Origin of the sequence: Caldisphaera lagunensis DSM 15908 (assembly GCF_000317795.1) — an archaeon.
Taxonomy (GTDB): domain Archaea; phylum Thermoproteota; class Thermoprotei_A; order Sulfolobales; family Acidilobaceae; genus Caldisphaera; species Caldisphaera lagunensis.
The window spans coordinates 490,282-506,281 of sequence record NC_019791.1 but is presented as its reverse complement, the minus strand read 5'-3'; the positions used below and the strand labels follow the sequence as shown (position 1 = coordinate 506,281).

At 31.7% G+C, this 16,000-nt stretch carries 15 protein-coding genes and 2 tRNA genes; 8 read left to right on the top strand and 9 right to left on the bottom strand.

What is annotated here, in order from left to right:
- Positions 1–122 precede the first annotated feature (122 nt).
- From ade to CALAG_RS02485, 4 genes are all read right to left on the bottom strand, one after another.
- A complete protein-coding gene (ade, locus tag CALAG_RS02500) occupies positions 123–1,907 on the bottom strand; it encodes an adenine deaminase (protein WP_015232172.1) in 1,785 nt (594 codons plus the stop codon).
- Positions 1,908–2,018: 111 nt separating this feature from the next.
- A complete protein-coding gene (gene guaA, locus CALAG_RS02495) occupies positions 2,019–3,542 on the bottom strand; it encodes a glutamine-hydrolyzing GMP synthase (RefSeq protein ID WP_015232171.1) in 1,524 nt (507 codons plus the stop codon).
- Between the two features lie 127 nt (positions 3,543–3,669).
- Complete coding sequence (locus tag CALAG_RS02490; protein WP_015232170.1) at positions 3,670–5,058, bottom strand: FAD-dependent oxidoreductase; 1,389 nt, start codon at positions 5,056–5,058, stop codon at positions 3,670–3,672.
- Positions 5,059–5,134: 76 nt separating this feature from the next.
- The gene (locus tag CALAG_RS02485) at positions 5,135–5,449 is read right to left on the bottom strand and encodes a hypothetical protein (protein ID WP_015232169.1); all 315 of its coding nucleotides are present in this window, start codon (positions 5,447–5,449) and stop codon (positions 5,135–5,137) included.
- A gap of 98 nt (positions 5,450–5,547) precedes the next feature.
- Between CALAG_RS02485 and CALAG_RS02480 the strand changes: the two genes are divergently transcribed.
- Positions 5,548–6,369 carry a D-aminoacyl-tRNA deacylase gene (locus CALAG_RS02480; protein WP_015232168.1) on the top strand — a complete coding sequence of 274 codons (822 nt, stop codon included), beginning with the start codon at positions 5,548–5,550 and terminating at the stop codon, positions 6,367–6,369.
- A 3-nt stretch (positions 6,370–6,372) separates the two neighbouring features.
- Here CALAG_RS02480 and CALAG_RS02475 read toward each other — a convergent pair.
- Positions 6,373–6,470: transfer RNA gene (locus CALAG_RS02475), tRNA-Gln, on the bottom strand.
- 76 nt (positions 6,471–6,546) lie between these two features.
- Positions 6,547–8,568, bottom strand: a complete 2,022-nt coding sequence (locus tag CALAG_RS02470; RefSeq protein ID WP_015232167.1) for a 3-hydroxyacyl-CoA dehydrogenase/enoyl-CoA hydratase family protein — start codon at positions 8,566–8,568, stop codon at positions 6,547–6,549.
- A gap of 322 nt (positions 8,569–8,890) precedes the next feature.
- Between CALAG_RS02470 and CALAG_RS02465 the strand changes: the two genes are divergently transcribed.
- A complete protein-coding gene (locus tag CALAG_RS02465) occupies positions 8,891–9,169 on the top strand; it encodes a hypothetical protein (protein WP_015232166.1) in 279 nt (92 codons plus the stop codon).
- A 263-nt stretch (positions 9,170–9,432) separates the two neighbouring features.
- Here the strand turns inward: CALAG_RS02465 and CALAG_RS02460 are convergent, their stop codons facing one another.
- Positions 9,433–9,615 carry a chromatin protein Cren7 gene (locus CALAG_RS02460; RefSeq protein ID WP_048816690.1) on the bottom strand — a complete coding sequence of 61 codons (183 nt, stop codon included), beginning with the start codon at positions 9,613–9,615 and terminating at the stop codon, positions 9,433–9,435.
- Between the two features lie 270 nt (positions 9,616–9,885).
- On the opposite strand from CALAG_RS02460, the gene CALAG_RS02455 reads away from it, so the two are divergent.
- On the top strand, positions 9,886–10,614 hold the full coding sequence (locus CALAG_RS02455; protein ID WP_015232164.1) for a DUF8196 domain-containing protein: 729 nt from the start codon (positions 9,886–9,888) through the stop codon (positions 10,612–10,614).
- Between the two features lie 116 nt (positions 10,615–10,730).
- Here the strand turns inward: CALAG_RS02455 and CALAG_RS02450 are convergent.
- Positions 10,731–10,842, bottom strand: a tRNA-Lys gene (locus CALAG_RS02450).
- A gap of 246 nt (positions 10,843–11,088) precedes the next feature.
- On the opposite strand from CALAG_RS02450, the gene CALAG_RS02445 reads away from it, so the two are divergent.
- Genes CALAG_RS02445 through hmgA form a run of 4 tightly spaced genes read left to right on the top strand, consistent with a single transcriptional unit; the run spans position 11,089 to position 14,952 of the window.
- Complete coding sequence (locus tag CALAG_RS02445; RefSeq protein WP_015232163.1) at positions 11,089–12,144, top strand: hydroxymethylglutaryl-CoA synthase; 1,056 nt, start codon at positions 11,089–11,091, stop codon at positions 12,142–12,144.
- Positions 12,145–12,155: 11 nt separating this feature from the next.
- Positions 12,156–13,298 carry a thiolase family protein gene (locus CALAG_RS02440; RefSeq protein WP_015232162.1) on the top strand — a complete coding sequence of 381 codons (1,143 nt, stop codon included), beginning with the start codon at positions 12,156–12,158 and terminating at the stop codon, positions 13,296–13,298.
- A 4-nt stretch (positions 13,299–13,302) separates the two neighbouring features.
- Complete coding sequence (locus CALAG_RS02435) at positions 13,303–13,716, top strand: Zn-ribbon domain-containing OB-fold protein (RefSeq protein WP_015232161.1); 414 nt, start codon at positions 13,303–13,305, stop codon at positions 13,714–13,716.
- The gene (gene hmgA, locus CALAG_RS02430; protein WP_015232160.1) at positions 13,717–14,952 is read left to right on the top strand and encodes a hydroxymethylglutaryl-CoA reductase (NADPH); all 1,236 of its coding nucleotides are present in this window, start codon (positions 13,717–13,719) and stop codon (positions 14,950–14,952) included. It begins immediately after the preceding gene.
- 50 nt (positions 14,953–15,002) lie between these two features.
- Here hmgA and CALAG_RS02425 read toward each other — a convergent pair whose 3' ends face one another.
- Positions 15,003–15,521: a hypothetical protein gene (locus tag CALAG_RS02425; RefSeq protein ID WP_015232159.1), complete on the bottom strand. Its 519-nt coding sequence runs from the start codon at positions 15,519–15,521 to the stop codon at positions 15,003–15,005.
- Between the two features lie 111 nt (positions 15,522–15,632).
- Between CALAG_RS02425 and CALAG_RS02420 the strand changes: the two genes are divergently transcribed.
- The gene (locus CALAG_RS02420; RefSeq protein ID WP_157463158.1) at positions 15,633–15,995 is read left to right on the top strand and encodes a hypothetical protein; all 363 of its coding nucleotides are present in this window, start codon (positions 15,633–15,635) and stop codon (positions 15,993–15,995) included.
- The last annotated feature ends 5 nt before the right edge of the window (positions 15,996–16,000 follow it).

Sequence of the window (16,000 nt, the reverse complement as noted above, 5' to 3'; positions counted from 1 at the left end):
TTTAATAAATTTTAATAAAATTTTCAAGGATAAATTAATTTAATCAAGGAATTTTGTATTAAAGAGAATAAGACAAATGCATCGTATGCCAAAAAGAAATAATTTGCTCTTTCTTAAATAGTTTATGCTAAAACATTTATTATTTCATATCTCATTACATCTACTAGACCTTTATCTGTTATACGAAGCTCAGGTATAACTGGAAGGGATATGAGCCCCAATGTCATGAAAACACTATTTAATGATGCTCCGGAAGCCTTTAATGATTCTTCTAACTGTTTAACTTCCTTATATACACTTTCATAATTGGAATCACTTATTAATCCAGCAATAGGAAGCTTTACTAAAGAAACTAGCTTTCCTTTATCTACATAAGCAATTCCGCCATTTGATTCCATTACATACTTTAAAGCAGTTATCATATCTTTAACATCATAACCTGCTACGATGAGATTATGTGTATCATGTGCAATTGTTTGAGCAATAGCCCCCTTTTCAATTTCTAAATTTTTGACAAAACCTTTACCTATGTTTCCAGTTGCATGATGTCTATCTATAACAGCTATATGCATTATGTTTCTTTCCATATCAGAGTCAACAAAACCCTTCTTAACAGGCAAGTACTCAACAATCCTTTCTGTTAATGCGCTACCTGATATTGCCTTTATTATATTGACCTTAACTTCTTTAACATTGTCGTTAACTTTTATTAGTAGATCTTCCTCATTAAATGGCTTTATATTTATAGTATTTTTAGCGTATTCTGGATATGAATAATAAGAATCTATGTCTTTAATTATATAACCATCTTTATATATTACTTCACCATTTATCATTGTCATTTTAACATTTATTTTATCTAATCTATCAGAAAAAACTATATCAGCAAACCTCCCAGGGGCTATTATACCTATTTTATCATCCATACGAAGATGTTCAGCAGAGTTTATTGTAACCATTTGAATAGCCTTAATAGGATCAATTCCCAATTCTATAGATTTATTTATTAGGTAGTCCAAATGTCCTTGCTCTACTAAATCCACAACATTAATATCATCTCCTACAAGGATTAACCTTCTGTTATCTATTTTGTGTTTTGTAATTAATTTCGATAGTTCATTTAGATTTTTCCATGCGCTTCCTTCTCTTACAAATATATACATTCCCTTTCTAACTTTTTCTAATGCTTCTTCCAACAAAGATGATTCATGATCGCTATTAATTCCTGTTATCAAATAGCCATCAAGCTTCTCTTTGTTAAGCAATGGTGCATGACCTTCTATAACTTTATTGGCAGATTTAGTTATCTCTAATTTTTCTATAATGTTGTTATTTGCCTCTAATACACTTTGAAAATCCATTACTTCTCCTAATCCTATAATTTTATCCATTTTTATTAGTTTACCTATGTCGTTTGAATCTATTATTTTACCCCCGCTATCTAAGCCTTTGTTAATATCTATTGCAGGTACACAACTTGGAGCTTCAAAATAGATTCTTGGTAAGGCATGATGACTTTCTTCTATAAATAGTTTAACTCCTTCATAGCCCAAAACGTTGCCTATCTCATGAGGATCTGCTATTATTGTTGTTACTCCATGTTTAATAACAAGTTTTCCAAACTCCCTAACATTTAAAAGGCTTGACTCTATATGTATATGGCTTTCAATAAATCCAGGCATAACATAATTATTTTTTGCATCAATTATGTTAGTTTTGTTTCCAATATATTGGCTTATATCTTCATTTTTATCCATTACCCTGATTATTATACCTTTATAAATACCTATCGATGCGCCCTCTATAATTTCTCCTGTTGTAACGCTAACTAAATTTGCATTATTTATAATTGTATCTGCTTTTATATTTCCTTGCGAAGCCATTATTAATTCCTTTAATGTTGGCAATATACCATCCTCTAGATAATATTTTTATTAGAGTAGAGTAGGCTAAAGTAAATATATTTTTCTCTTAATTTTTTATGTTTTCAATTTCTGCTTGTTTAAGTGATTCTAAAATTAACATGGTTCTATGGTAGTAGGAGGTTTTGTAGATGTTATAAATGAAACTGCTGTTATTTTTTTAACTTCATTTGTAATTCTATTTGATATTTCATCGATAACATTATTAGGAGGTAAATAGTAATCCGCTGTCATTCCATCATCGCTATTAACTAGTCTCACATTAATTATATATCCCTCTTCTCTTTCATCTCCCTTAACTCCTACCCACGATTCTGATATTGTTACAACAGATTGCCATAGGTTATTATATATACCTTTAGCCTTTAGAACATCATTTACTATTTTATCTGCCTTTTTTAATAAATTTAATTTTTCATTGGTAAATTTTCCAATAATTCTTACAGCTAATCCAGGTCCTGGAAATGGATGTCTATTTAATATTTCTTTAGGTATTCCAATGATCTTTGCTAATTCTCTAATTTCATCTTTATATAATCCTCTTAGTGGCTCTATTATATCGATATTGAACCATTTGGGAATTCCTCCAACGTTATGGTGTGATTTTATTTTTTGAGAATACTTTGTTTTCCCACTTTCTATAACATCAGGATATATTGTACCTTGAATTAAATAAGAGGCATTTTCTTTTGTTATCACTTCATTAAGTTTTTTGGCAAATAATTCACCAATTATCTTTCTCCTTTCTTCGCAACTAGTTATCCCCTCAAGTTTATTGAGGAATTCTTCTGATGCATCAATATATATAGGATTTATTCCAGCTTTTTCTAAATTTATTTTTGATTCTTCGACTTCATTTATTCTAAATAATCCATGATCAATTAAAACAGGGATAACATTATTTGATCCTATAGCTTTCATAACAATGTATGTTGCTACTGTTGAATCTATACCACCGCTAACTGCAGAAACAACCCTACCACCTTTATAAAGTGATTTTATATTATTTAATTCATAGGCATAATAATTTGATACCCTTTCGTTTGCTGAAATTTCCTTAATATCAAAACCAATGGATTGAGCAAAATTTTTGAAAATTAATTCTCCATTTCTAGTATGGGTTACCTCTGGATGGAATTGGACTCCATAAACATTCATATTAGGTACTTTAATTGCTGAAATACAACCCTTCTCAGATATAGCATTAATTTCTGCATCTCCTGCTTCAACTACACAATCTCCATGGCTCATCCAGACTTCTGCTGGACTATCAATATTATATAGTAGTTCATTTCTTTTATTTATAAAAATCCTTGTTCTTCCATACTCTGGATTATCAATGATTTTGCCGCCAAACATCAATGAAAGTAACTGATGGCCAAAGCAAATACCCAATATAGGTTTACCCATATTTATTAGATTTCCAATATTTTCTTGTATTTCCTTTATATCATCCCTTAAAGCACTCATTGGACTTCCAGATACTATAACAGCTTTTGCATTGTAAACATCTTGATTAAATTCTGAAGTTAAAATGGAATTTACATTAATATAAGTTAATCTCTTCTGAATCAAGTGAGTATATTGCGAACCTAAATCAACGATAGCAATATAATCCATTTGAAACCCTCTTTTTAATGCTTATTTAAAATAAAAGGTTTCAGGTATTATATAATTTGCTATAATAAGAAATTTTTCCTTAACTATAAATAAAAAACTTATTATAATATTAGCATAGAATTTTTTATTATAAACTTGAAGGGGGTTTTTCTCCTAAATCTCTCATAAGAAGTCTCGACGCGATTATTAATGGATCCCATGCAGGGCTTAGGGTTGGTTGATATCCTATATCACTGTTAAATAGATCCCATATCGTACCTTTTATTGTCAATAAACTGGCTATAACATTAACACGCCAGAAAACTGATTCTCCTGGGCCAATAGCTTGTGCTCCCAATAATTTGCCGGTTTTGTTGTCAGCAACTATTTTTAAATAAATTTTGTTTTCTCCCCCTGGTATATAATGTGCCCTTATTCCTGCATTCATCGATGCTTCGATTGGTTTAAAGCCTAATTTTTCTGCTTCTGCTTTAGACAAGCCAGTTCTTGCTATTATAATATCAAATGCTTTTAGTGCAGAGGTTCCCACACTTCCTCTAAATTCTGCTTCCATCCCGCCTATATTACTTCCTGCAATGTATCCCATTTTATTAGCAATTTGCGCAAAAGGTCTCCATACATATTTTCCAGTTATTAGGTCTTTATGTTCTGTAACATCTCCAACTGCATAAACATCAGGATTATTTGTTAAAAGCTTTTCATTAACAATAACTCCACCGCTATTTCCTAAATTAAGTTTCATTTGCTTTGCCAAATCATTATTTGGTTCAATTCCAATACCAATAACGAACATATCACCATCAAAATTACCATTGCTTGTTTTAACCTTTACTGCTAAATTATTTTGTATTTCAAAAGATTCCACTGGAGAATTCTTTATAATCTCAACTCCTTTAGTTTTTAAATAATCTTCTACGATACCTGCTAGATCTGGATCCAACATTCTAGGTAGAATTTGATTAAGCGCTTCTATAACAGTTACCTTTAATCCCAAATTTATTAAATTTTCTATCAGTTCTAAACCTACGTAACCAGAACCTATTATTATAGCTTTTTTACCCTTGCCAAGATTTAAAGCATAGTTTCTTATGATTTCTCCTGAATCAAGATGGGTAATATAGAAAATGTTTTTAGCATTATTAATTTCTGGCCATATTTTGCTTACCTTTGATTTTGCTCCTGTTGCTAATACAAGCTTATCCCAACTAATCGTTTCTTCTTTACCAGTTTTTAGATCTCTAAACCTTAACGTTTTATTTTCCACATCAACTTCAGTTACTTCTTTACCAAATTTTAGATCAATACCTCTTTTTGTAAATTCTTCTGGTGGATAAAATAATAAATCGTCTAGCTCTTTAACTATATTACCAATATAATATGGAATTCCACATAACGCGAAGCTTGCATAGTTTGTTTTTTCTAAAACTGTTACATTAAGAGAATTGTTTAATCTTTTTGCTCTTGATGCAACAGCCATACCTCCAGCTCCTGCACCAATTATAACAATTTTTTGCACTCTATATTCACCAAATAATTATGAGTTAAATAAGAAATTAAAGTTTTGTTATAAACAATTTATGAATTCAGAAATGTTATGATCTTAGTATAATCCCTCCTCCCGAATCCCTTATAATTTTTGTTAGTTCTGAGGTCATTTTAACAATTTCATTTGTGTTACCTTCGAGCTTAACGTTTATTGATGCTTTTGTTATTGTTTGCAAGTTTAAGCTCTCTTCTATATCTATCTTAGCTTTTATGAATATATCTTCGCAAGATGCAATGGCCCATGCCGAGGATTTAGTTGCCAAACAATTTAGACTATCAATATAGTTTTTTATCATCTCAAAACCTTTTAACAAATTGCTTGGATCCTCATAAACTACCTCGAATTCTGTTGTAGATATCACTATTTTACCCCTTGTTTTTAATTTATAAATCTAAGATTATAATTTTAATTTGTTAATCCTTATTAAGAGTGCGAATAGCTTAAATTTAGGAGATAAATTTGGTCAAATATGCTATATCATATTCAATAAATGATATGGTTGGAAAGAATGTTATAAATAATTTATTAGAAAAACTTGGAAAAATAAATATAAATTATTGTGAAAAAGCTGTTTCATGTTATGATGTAAATAAAGCCAAAATAGCAGGTTTCAACGAAGAAACAATAAATTTTGACTTTTTAGATAATGTTTTTCATGAAGAAGATTTTATTATTGTTGTTTCAAAACATCAATCAACAAGTAATAATAAAACTCTTAGCATTCATCATACAGGAAATCCGAGTAATGAAGCAAACTTTGGAGGTAAGCCGAGAGAATTATCTTATGTAAACCCTATAATAACAAAATTCATTTTTAAAAATTATTATAAAAATTCTAGAAAATTAAGCGATTATTCATTTACATTTGAGGCAACACATCATGGGCCTACTTCTTTAAGAAAACCCCTTTTATTTATTGAAATTGGAAGCACAGAAAAAGAGTGGAATGATATTAATGCGGTAGATGCATTATCTCAAACTTTAGTTGATGTTTTGGAAAGTGATCCAAAAGAAAATTGCATACCTGCTATAGGAATTGGATCTACTCATTATCCTAAGAAATTTACAGACCTTGAATTAAACAATGACTATTGTTTTGGTCATATATTTTCAAAGTATTATGTGGATTATCTTGATAAAGATTTGCTGGAACAGAGCATTAAAAAGAGTATTCCTATAGCAAGGGTTGCTATTATTGAAAAGAAGGGAATAAAATCTGAAACAAGGAAAAAGATAGAAAATATCTTGGAAAGCTTGAATGTAGAAGTAATTTATGTATAGAATTGGTAGCCGGGCGGGGATTCGAACCCCGGTCACGGGGGTTCCTTTGGCTACCTTTGCCATCCAAGGCCCCGCATCCTGGGCCGCTAGACGACCCGGCTTCAAAATTATAAGGATTAGAAAAAGGATTAAAAATTTATTTTTATGCAGAGTTGAACAAAAATAAAAATTTATAGATTATTTACCTTTAAACGATGGTTTTCTTTTTTCTAAAAATGCAGATACACCTTCAGAAACATCTTCTGTGCTAAATAGCAAGCCAAACAGATTTGCCTCTAAGTTTAATCCTGCCCATATATTGCTTTCAAGACCTTGTTCTATAGATATCTTAGCTGCCATTAATGCTAATGGTGGTTTTTCTGCGAGCTTTAATGCTAGCTCCCTTGCTTCTTGCTCTAATCTTTCCGGTGGAACAACCTTATCGACTAGTTTTAATGATAAAGCATCACGAGCCGTTATGCTATCGCCAGTAAATATCATTAATTTTGATTGTCCCCTTCCAACTAATCTAGGCAATCTCTGAGTTCCTCCTGCTCCAGGAATGAATCCTAAATTTATTTCTGGCTGTCCCAAAATTGCAGTTTCTGATGCTATTCTTATGTCTCCGCTCATAGCAACTTCTAAACCCCCACCTAATGCATAGCCATTAATTGCTATGATAATGGGCTTTGCATAGAATTCCATCTTTAAAGTTAATTCTTGGAATTTCTTTGAAAATATTGCTGCCTGTATTGGTGTAAGTCCAACAAATGCTGATACATCAGCTCCTGCGCTAAAAGCTCTTCCTGACCCTGTTATAATTAAGACTCTTATGTCATCATTTAACTCAAGTTCATCTAAAGTCTCCGCTAACTCTTTTATAAGATCAGGAGAGATTGCGTTAAGCTTGTTAGGTCTATTTAATACTATCCATGCAATTGGCTTTTCATATCTTATTATTAATGTCTTCTTGCTAACCTCTTCAACTTTCCTATATTCATAAAATCCCTTCCCTGTCTTTCTTCCAAGTTGATTATTTGATTCCATCGTCTTTAACATGTTTGTTGGCTCAAATTCTTCATATCCAAAAATTTGTTTTAATTGCTTTAAGGCATTATTTATTTTATCTATTCCAAAATCATCAGCAAACTCAAATAAACCCTTTGGCCATCCCAACCCAAGTTTTACAGCCTTATCTATGTCTTCTTTTGTTGCTACATCATTTTCTAGCAACCATGAACCTTCATTGATTGCTGGGGCAATTAATAATACGGGATCAACTTTATTTGCTATGTCTTTTGGAATTTGTGGTCTAACATAAGCTCCAGGCTTAGGATATTCATAAAATCCTTTACCAGATTTCATTCCAAGCTCTTTTGAATTGAATTTTTGTTCAAACAACGGACAATGTGTCATTTTGAAACCTCTTTCAGTCATGGCTTTGTTTACAAAATAAAATACATCAATACCACTATAATCTGCTAATTCAAACGCACCCATGGGGAAGTTTAAACTATATCTAACAGCAGAATCAATCTCTAATATTGAATATAATCCTTTGTATGCTAGCCAACAAGCTGTGTTTAAGAACCTAGCTAATACTCTATTAGCTATAAAGCCTGGAACGTCTTTTTTAACAATAACAGGTTGTTTCCCAAAATTCTTAGCTATTTGATAAGTTACAGAAACGGTATTATCTGAGGTCTTTTCACCTTTTATTATTTCTACCAAAGGCATCAATGGTGGAGGGTTAAAGAAGTGCATTCCTACAACAAGTTCTGGCGATGATGTAGCTGATGCAATTTCAGTTATGGGAAGACTACTTGTATTCGTTGCCATTATTGTATCTTGTTTTCTGTTTTTATCTATAAATTTGAACAAGGCTTGTTTCAGATCTAATCTTTCTGGAATTGCCTCAATAAACATATCAGACTCTTTAATTGCATTTTCAAATTCTTTAGTGAAATTACCTTGGGGGTCTGTGTTAACAACAGGAACTATTCTAGACATAATTGAATCAACGCTTTCTTTTAGGCTACCTTTTTCGGAAAGTTTTGAAAGACTCCATTTGATTTTTTCTAAACCGTTTTTAATAATATCATTGTTTATATCTGCAAGGAATACCTTATAACCAGCAACTGCAGCCAATTCTGCTATTCCATGACCCATAGTTCCTGCTCCTATAACTAATATTGTCTTTATTTTATCTGGAGAGGGCAATTTATTTCACCCATTTATTTATATTTTTAAGTGAAAATAAAGATTTATTGAGGAAAGTATTTATAAAACTTGATAAGGTTTCTTTATATTTAGAATTAAAGTCAATAAGTTCACAAAAATTTTAATAAAGGTACATCAGATTTCTGATAGCAGATAATAAAATTTTAGAATAAGATTTTACATCAAATAGGATTTACCTTCTAAAAGAGAAAGAAGTAAGGTTAAATAGAGTAAAATTCCCACAATTAAGAAAATATTGTACTTTCATTAACAAATTTATTTAAAAAGTTTCTTTTAACGCTATAGAAAAGGGTGGTAAAAGATGAGCGACTATTTGGACCAGGTTAAGGATGCAATAAGAGCAGAAATCACAAAGAATGGGTTAAAGATAGAATCTAGGGGAAAGAATTCATTTGCTTTAACAAAGGAAGGAGCCGATTTTATGATTGTTAGAGATTCAGATGAACAAGTAGAGATATCTTATAAAGGTCAAAGATATCAATACGACAAATACTATACAAAGCCTCAGCATTTAGCTCAAGTTATAACAAATGTAATGAATGCAGCACTAGGGATTAATAAACAAGCAGAAGGAAAATAAACTTAAAATTTTATCGATACATACTACATTTTATAAATAATTTTAGAGATTTCTTAGGCTCTCAAGAATTTATATTGTGTTGGTTTTTAATTACAGCTTCAATTCCATAAAATAACAGCATTAATGTCAAATAATGTTTAATTTATGAAATTAATATTCTTGCTTTTGTGATTAATTTGATCTTATTTTGTTTTAAAAATTTAAAAATATTAAACATAAAAACTTATAAATATTTATTTAAAAAATAAAAAATTAGTTTTTATTTACGGATAGTTTTCAGGAACTTTGGCTCTAAAGAACTTGCCTGTTTCAGGGCTCTTAAAGAGGCCTATTTTAACTCCTTTTCTGCTTTTTGGAGCCAGAGTCCATACTTTTATTGGAGACAATTCAACTTCCTTTCCAGACGATGGATCTTTTACCTTAACAGGTGGGAACTTTTCAGGCATCACATTTCACCTCATATTTCTATGGTTGATAATATGAATCTAAGTTATTAAATGTTATTGGCATAGTTTAGAAATTTTTATGGTTTATCATTAAATACCTTTAAAAGTAATATTAAAGGAATCCTACAAAATTTGTGGGATTTGTTAAATTGAATGACGAACCTCCCCCCTTTCTCGGCAGACCCAAAAATCTCACTTCTTAAAAATAAATTAAAAACACTTTAAATATATAAGTTTTGGGAAAAATTATAGAAATTAAGGGAAAATAAGTTGTCAAACACATTGTCTAAAGAAGAAAAACTTAGAATACTAAAATCTATTGAAACAGATCAAGAGTTCAGATACTCATTACTCGGGGCATTAGGTTTAACTGAAATACTAAATAGACTTGATACACATGCGAAAAATCAGGAAAATATTTTGGCAGAAATAAAAAAAATATGGGAAGAAGTAAAGGAACTTAAAGAAGGTCAAAACAAGTTATGGGAAGAAGTAAAGGAACTTAAAGCAACACAAAATGAAATACTCAAAGAAATTGCAAAATTATGGCAAGCCGTAGGAGATTTGAGAAAAGATGTAAATGAACTGAAAGAGACTACAAAAAATATGCAGAAAACTCTTGAAAGATTAACATTAACTGTAGAAGATGAAAGTAAGGAAGTTATTGCATATAGAATTGCTAATGAATTAAATGAAAAGATAAATTTAGAAAGAATTTTTATAGATGATGAAGAAATAAACATCTATGGCGTGACAGATGATTTATTTGTTATAGGGGAGGCGACAGTTAGATTAGGAGTTAGCTTAATAGATGAGCTAGAAAGAAAGATCGATAAGATTAAGAAAAATAGACCTGATTTAATAAGAAAGAAAATGATTAAAGTTATATATTTTGATATAGCTACCCCAGATTCTATAGAATTAGCAAGGAAAAAAGGTATATGGTTATTAACCATAAAAGGGGATATAACGCAAAGAATTATACATGAAACAAGTTGATTATTTATACAAGAGAAAACAAACCTCACCTCTTCTCGGTATGGCTGGGAGGAAGTCAGATTCTCTCTAAATGATTAAATGGTTTGTGTTTGAAAAATTGGAGCCCATTATGGGTGTGGCGGGCCCGCCGGGATTTGAACCCGGGACTTCCGTCAACGGCAGGCTAGGCTACTGCCCTTTGTCTACGGGTTAAGAGCCCGCCGCTCTACCTGGCTGAGCTACGGGCCCATCCAGCATTTAATCTCTAGAATGTTTATCCACTTAATAACTTTATGCTTTTATTATATTTTGAGTATTATAATAGTATTAAAACATATAAAGGGTAATTTTATAATATTAAATTTGAAAATTTTATTAGATTAGAGACATTAATTATGGTTTTATTTGAATCGTCTTTTGTCTATATTTAGTTAGTCATTTGGCGAAAGTTTTTATAGGGGTAAGATAACTTTAAAATAAATAAGGTGTTAATATTTGGCAACTCCGAAAGCAGGCATACACGGTTGGGGTGTTTACATACCCTTATATAGATTGCCATTATCAGATATAGCCAAAGTATGGGGTTGGCATCCAGACCAATATAAAGGATTAGCTGTTGAGGAAAAAGCCATTGCAAGTTCTGACGAAGATTCTTTAACAATGGGATATGAGGCAGCATATAATGCAATTCAAAGAGCTAAAATAGAACCTAAAAAAATTAGTGCAATCTTTTTTGGTACAGAATCAAAGCCATACGCTGTAAAGCCAAGTGCAACAATTATTGGAGAGGCACTAGGAATTACTCCATATACTATGGCAAGTGATCTTGAGTTTGCATGTAGAGCAGCAAGTGAAGGTATGAGATCTTTAATTGGTATGACAGCCTCTGGGCTTATAGATTTTGGTTTAGCAATAGGGAGCGATACAGCTCAAGCAAATCCAGGGGATGTGCTAGAATTCACAGCTGCTAGTGGGGCAGCTGCATTTGTAATAGGAAGAACCAATAATGCATCAGCAATAATAGAGGACTCAGTAACATTTGTTACCGATACTCCTGATTTTTGGAGAAGGGCTTCGCAACCATACCCTCTTCATGGTGAAGGATTTACAGGAGAGCCTGCATATTTCTATCATATTGAAAATGCAGTAAAGGCGTTATTAGAGAAAACAGGGCTAAGGCCAAGTGATTTTGATTATGCAATATTCCATCAACCCAATGGAAAGTTTCCAGTAAAAGTAGGTCAAGATTTAGGATTTAATATGGATCAGATGAAAGATGGATTAGTAACACCTATGATTGGAAATACATATAATGCAAGTGCATTAATGGGCTTAGCCAGAGTTTTAGATAAAGCAAAGGCAGGACAAAAAATATTATTAGCTCCTTTTGGAAGTGGTGCAGGAAGCGATGCTTATTTAATAACAGTTACCGATGAGGTGGAAAATAGAAAATATCTGGCCCCAATGGTTGATGATTATCTAAATAGAAAAGTTTTGATAAATTATGCAACTTATGCAAAGAGTAGATCTATTATTCATGTGATTAAATGAGGTGAAGTATGATGGTAGTTTATGTTGAAGGCGTTGGAATGACCAAAATAGATAGGCATTATGATTATAGCTTAAAGGATTTAGCAGCAAAGGCGGCTTTTAATGCAATAGACCAATCAGGAGGTGCTGATGGAATAGATTATCTCATATTTTCTAGTAGTCTAGCATCTTTGCAAGATTCTCAATTAGATTCAGCAAGTTATTTAGCAACATCTCTAGGATTAAAAGGGGTAAGAGCATTAAATATTGAGGCAGGAGAAGCAAGCGGATTAGCAGCAATTTCTGTTGCTAAATCGTTGTTGGAGTCTCATCAAGCAGATAAGGTATTAGTTGTTGGTGCTGAAAAATTAAACGAATTTGTAAGTTCAAAAGTTTATAAGCAATTGCAAATGTTATATGATGGAGATACAAAGTCTTTTTACAATATTGGATTTGCAGGAGAAGCTGCTTTATTAATGAGGCTATATATGGATACATATAATATAAATAGGGATACAATGTCTTATTGGCCGGCATTAATGCATTCTAATGCTAAAGAAAATCCATATGCAATGTTAAATTTTGCAATTAAACCTGATAAAGTAGCAAAATCCCAAATTTTGGCAGATCCAATTACACTTCTCGATTCATATCCATTGGGTGATGGTGCAGCAGCAGTAGTTTTATCTAATAGAGACGTAGCTAGATCTCCTATTGCTAAAATCTCTGCGATTGAATCATCAACTGGTTATGGTTCTATAGAAATGAGTGATGATCCATTGCAGTTTGATTCTTTATCAGATGCATATAGAAGGATATCTAATATTGCAGATTTATCAAATATAGATTTTATAGAGATTCACGACTCTTTTACAATAACTGCTATGATAATATTGGAAACCCTAGGATTTGCTAATCGCGGAAAGGCAGCAGAGTTGGTATCAACTGGTTATTTCTCTCCAGGAGGAAAAGGTCCTGTGGCAAATCCAAGCGGTGGATTAAAAGCTAGAGGTCATCCTTTAGGTGCTACTGGTATATATCAAATAGCAGAATCATCATTACAGGTTTCTGGAAAATTCCCTGGTATAAAGATAAGCAATGCAAAGAAAGGTTTGGTAGTATCTCTTAATGGTTTAGGATCAAGTGCTTATGTAGCTTTGGTTGAGGGGGTGTAAAATAATGTCAATGGATTTATCCATATCTAGGTTTTGGAGAAAGAAGGAGATCTTATATAAATTAAATGGTGCAAAATGCAAATCTTGCGGTAAAGTTCATTACCCGCCAAAAAATGCTTGTCCTTATTGTGGAAGCAGAGAATTGGAATACATAGAATTACCTAGAAAAGGTAAACTAATATCATATACAACAATATATGCAATACCAGATGGTGCAAGACCTCAATCACCAATATATTTTGGGTTAATAGATTTGGGTATTGCTAAAATCACTGCTGAATTAACAGATATAATTGATCCAAGCATCTTGAAAAAAGATATGGAGGTTGAGGCAACTTTAAGGAAAACTCAAGAAGATAGGGATGCAGGTCTTATTTATTATGTGTTAAAATTCAGACCATCATTGGTGCATAAATAAATGAGTAGTAACATAGATGAAATATTGGATAAGTTAGAGAAAGGAGAATTAAGCATAAGTAGGCTAGATCAATTTTTAAAAAGCTCAAATTTGGCAACATTAGTTAGAAGACATTATTTAGAGAAAAAATATAACATAAAGCTTACTGCAATCGCCTCTACTTTATTAGATTTTGAGGACTTGGTTGGCCATAATATAGAAAATCCCATAGGAGCAATTCAAATACCTGTTGGGGTTGTTGGACCTCTTAAAATAAATGGAGATTATGCAAAAGGTGAATTTTTTGTACCAATGGCTACAACTGAAGGAGCCTTAGTTGCAGGAGTAAATAGGGGTGTGAAAACATTAACATTAAGTGGTGGGGTCAAAACAAAGATATTATATGATGGAATGGCCAGGGCTCCTTTGATTTGGACTCCAAGTGTTGAAGAAGCCCATAGATTATCTATATGGCTTAGAAATAATATAGACAAATTTAAAGAGTTAACTAAGCAAGTTACTAGCCATGGAGAGCTCAAGGATATGCAGATTTTTATTGTTGGTAATATGATTTGGCCACGGTTTGTCTTTAATACAGCTGATGCCATGGGAATGAATATTGCTACCATAGCTAGCGATAGGATATGCAAATATATAGATGATACATATGAAGGAACTCATAAATGTATTAGCGTAAGCGGTAATTTATGTGTTGATAAAAAACCAAGCTACCTTGATAAAATACTAGGAAGGGGAAAATATGTTATAGCAGAAGCTATTATAAAGAAGGAAATACTTAAAGATGTTATGAAATTAAGCTCTTATGAAATAGATTATATTAATAAATCAAAAAATTTGTTAGGAAACGCAGTTTCAGGTAGTTTAAGTTATAATGCTCAATTTGCAAATATAATAGCCGCGATATTTTTGGCAACAGGGCAAGATTTAGCACAGGTTGTCGAAAGTAGTCTAGGTTATGTATGGACAGAAACTAGAGGAGAGGATCTTTACATATCAGTTACATTGACTAGTTTAGAAGTCGGTACTGTTGGAGGAGGTACATGGCTTCCAACTCAAAAGGAATCTTTACAATTGTTAGGTATATCAGGTGGGGGTAATCCTCCAGGAACTAATTCATTAAAATTAGCAGAAATTATTGCATCAACAGCATTAGCTGGGGAGCTTAATTTATTAGCTGCTCAAGCTGCAGGAGAATTAGCATCTGCCCATGAAAAATTAGGAAGAGTTAAAAAATAATTAAGTCAATAGAATTTTAAACATAATATTTATTATTAGGAAAATTTATTTTAGCATCTTAAACCTAGGTTTCTAGCACAACTAGAAATTCCATTATATGCATGCCTTATTACTTCATCAATTTTGTTTGTTGCATTCATTATAACAGGATTATTATCTAAAAGACCACTTTCATCAAGGGGGAAGGATATCAAATTGTTATATATTTTTATGTTGACTTTATCTTGTGTAATTTCTATTTTTGTATCTTTAATTCCTAATTCTATATAATCCGAAGATAATGTAAATCCAAACGCATTACTACCTGTTTTCCAAATTTTTGTCTCATTGCCATTAACTAATCTATAGGTATTTGAACAATCGCTTGAGCAAAGAACCCCTTTGTCTGTTTTGTTGCATAAATTCTTATTTGAGCTTAAGCATTCTACATATTTATTTATCTCCTCAATTCTATTTATTATATTAAGTATGTTTATAACAGATACAGATGCTATTGAGCTTAAACCTTTCTTTCTAGACATGGATTTTGATAGCGTTTCTAGTCTATTAACTAATTGGCTTTCAGACACATTCTTCACCTTTTATTTCTTCTTACCGTTTTAATTTCTAAGCAAATTGGGTTTTATAAGTACTTCTATTTTTAAGTTCTATGTCTATATAATGAGTTGGGTATTCATATGATGAAATGTAGCTGTGATGATAAATCAAAAATAGACCTAGTATTATGTCTAGCCCCACCAGCAGGAGAATATGAGGTTCAAATTGATTTAGGAAGCAATAAAAAGCTTATAATAAATACAGATGGGATTTTTGTAAGATCTTTTTCTCTTGATGATTTCTTACCTTTTATGCAAACAAGGCAGGTTAAGATAAAAGAAAAAGATATTGATCTGTTTAAGTTATCTATGAAAGATCTTTTATGTAGAACAATAGATTCTTTAATAGATGCGTCTAATCATGGCTCAATTTATGCTAAAGAAAAGGTAGAGCGTTGTTCTGAACTAATAGATGAATTATCAAAATATTGTAAGGATTCTAAATGATTTTT

Excerpts from the sequence above, each read along its gene's own strand:
- CALAG_RS02420 (WP_157463158.1), top strand. The coding sequence starts at position 15,633 with ATGAAATGTAGCTGTGATGATAAATCAAAAATAGACCTAGTATTATGT.
- CALAG_RS02435 (WP_015232161.1), top strand. The coding sequence starts at position 13,303 with ATGTCAATGGATTTATCCATATCTAGGTTTTGGAGAAAGAAGGAGATC.
- guaA (WP_015232171.1), bottom strand. The coding sequence starts at position 3,542 with ATGGATTATATTGCTATCGTTGATTTAGGTTCGCAATATACTCACTTG.
- CALAG_RS02465 (WP_015232166.1), top strand. The coding sequence starts at position 8,891 with ATGAGCGACTATTTGGACCAGGTTAAGGATGCAATAAGAGCAGAAATC.
- CALAG_RS02440 (WP_015232162.1), top strand. The coding sequence starts at position 12,156 with ATGGTAGTTTATGTTGAAGGCGTTGGAATGACCAAAATAGATAGGCAT.
- hmgA (WP_015232160.1), top strand. The coding sequence starts at position 13,717 with ATGAGTAGTAACATAGATGAAATATTGGATAAGTTAGAGAAAGGAGAA.
- CALAG_RS02460 (WP_048816690.1), bottom strand. The coding sequence starts at position 9,615 with ATGCCTGAAAAGTTCCCACCTGTTAAGGTAAAAGATCCATCGTCTGGA.